A 2,295-nucleotide genomic window follows, 5' to 3' on the forward strand; every position below is an offset into this window, starting at 1 on the left:
ATGGGTGATAGCGTGCCTTTTGTAGAATGAACCGGCGAGTTACGATTACATGCGAGGTTAAGTTGAAGAGACGGAGCCGTAGCGAAAGCGAGTCTGAATAGGGCGAATTTAGTATGTGGTCGTAGACCCGAAACCAGGTGATCTACCCATGTCCAGGGTGAAGTCCAGGTAACACTGGATGGAGGCCCGAACCCACGCACGTTGAAAAGTGCGGGGATGAGGTGTGGGTAGCGGAGAAATTCCAATCGAACTTGGAGATAGCTGGTTCTCTCCGAAATAGCTTTAGGGCTAGCCTCATGTAGTAAGAGTCTTGGAGGTAGAGCACTGTTTGGACTAGGGGCCCTCATCGGGTTACCGAATTCAGACAAACTCCGAATGCCAAAGACTTATCCATGGGAGTCAGACTGCGAGTGATAAGATCCGTAGTCGAAAGGGAAACAGCCCAGACCACCAGCTAAGGTCCCAAAGTATACGTTAAGTGGAAAAGGATGTGGAGTTGCTTAGACAACCAGGATGTTGGCTTAGAAGCAGCCACCATTTAAAGAGTGCGTAATAGCTCACTGGTCGAGTGACTCCGCGCCGAAAATGTACCGGGGCTAAACGTATCACCGAAGCTGTGGATTGACATCTTAGATGTCAGTGGTAGGAGAGCGTTCTAAGGGCGTTGAAGCTAGACCGTAAGGACTGGTGGAGCGCTTAGAAGTGAGAATGCCGGTATGAGTAGCGAAAGATGGGTGAGAATCCCATCCACCGAATGCCTAAGGTTTCCTGAGGAAGGCTCGTCCGCTCAGGGTTAGTCGGGACCTAAGCCGAGGCCGAAAGGCGTAGGCGATGGACAACAGGTTGATATTCCTGTACCACCTCTTTTCCGTTTGAGCAATGGGGGGACGCAGGAGGATAGGGTAAGCGCACTGCTGGATATGTGCGTCTAAGCAGTTAGGCTGATCATGAGGCAAATCCCATGATCATACGGCTGAGCTGTGATAGCGAGGGAAATATAAGTACCGAAGTTCCTGATTCCACACTGCCAAGAAAAGCCTCTAGCGAGGAAAAAGGTGCCCGTACCGCAAACCGACACAGGTAGGCGAGGAGAGAATCCTAAGGTGAGCGAGAGAACTCTCGTTAAGGAACTCGGCAAAATGACCCCGTAACTTCGGGAGAAGGGGTGCTTATTACGGTGAATAGCTGTGATAAGCCGCAGTGAATAGGCCCAGGCGACTGTTTAGCAAAAACACAGGTCTCTGCGAAGCCGCAAGGCGAAGTATAGGGGCTGACGCCTGCCCGGTGCTGGAAGGTTAAGAGGAGGGGTTAGCGCAAGCGAAGCTCTGAATCGAAGCCCCAGTAAACGGCGGCCGTAACTATAACGGTCCTAAGGTAGCGAAATTCCTTGTCGGGTAAGTTCCGACCCGCACGAAAGGCGTAACGATCTGGGCACTGTCTCAACGAGAGACTCGGTGAAATTATAGTACCTGTGAAGATGCAGGTTACCCGCGACAGGACGGAAAGACCCCGTGGAGCTTTACTGTAGCCTGATATTGAATTTTGGTACAGCTTGTACAGGATAGGTAGGAGCCTGAGAAGCCGGAGCGCCAGCTTCGGTGGAGGCGTCGGTGGGATACTACTCTGGCTGTATTGAAATTCTAACCCACATCCCTGATCGGGATGGGAGACAGTGTCAGGTGGGCAGTTTGACTGGGGCGGTCGCCTCCTAAAGAGTAACGGAGGCGCCCAAAGGTTCCCTCAGAATGGTTGGAAATCATTCGTAGAGTGTAAAGGCACAAGGGAGCTTGACTGCGAGACCTACAAGTCGAGCAGGGACGAAAGTCGGGCTTAGTGATCCGGTGGTTCCGCATGGAAGGGCCATCGCTCAACGGATAAAAGCTACCCCGGGGATAACAGGCTTATCTCCCCCAAGAGTCCACATCGACGGGGAGGTTTGGCACCTCGATGTCGGCTCATCGCATCCTGGGGCTGTAGTCGGTCCCAAGGGTTGGGCTGTTCGCCCATTAAAGCGGTACGCGAGCTGGGTTCAGAACGTCGTGAGACAGTTCGGTCCCTATCCGTCGTGGGCGTAGGAAATTTGAGAGGAGCTGTCCTTAGTACGAGAGGACCGGGATGGACGCACCGCTGGTGTACCAGTTGTTCTGCCAAGAGCATCGCTGGGTAGCTATGTGCGGAAGGGATAAGTGCTGAAAGCATCTAAGCATGAAGCCCCCCTCAAGATGAGATTTCCCATAGCGCAAGCTAGTAAGATCCCTGAAAGATGATCAGGTAGATAGGTCAGAGGTGGAAGCA

The 2,295-nt window shown here is 52.7% G+C and carries 1 rRNA gene; it reads left to right on the top strand.

The features are described 5' to 3' along the window. Positions 1 to 2,295 (top strand): 23S ribosomal RNA (locus SM124_RS23840); the annotation flags it as partial.

It is taken from the genome of Robertmurraya mangrovi, assembly GCF_034427655.1.
Taxonomy (GTDB): Bacteria; Bacillota; Bacilli; order Bacillales; family Cytobacillaceae; genus Robertmurraya_A; species Robertmurraya_A mangrovi.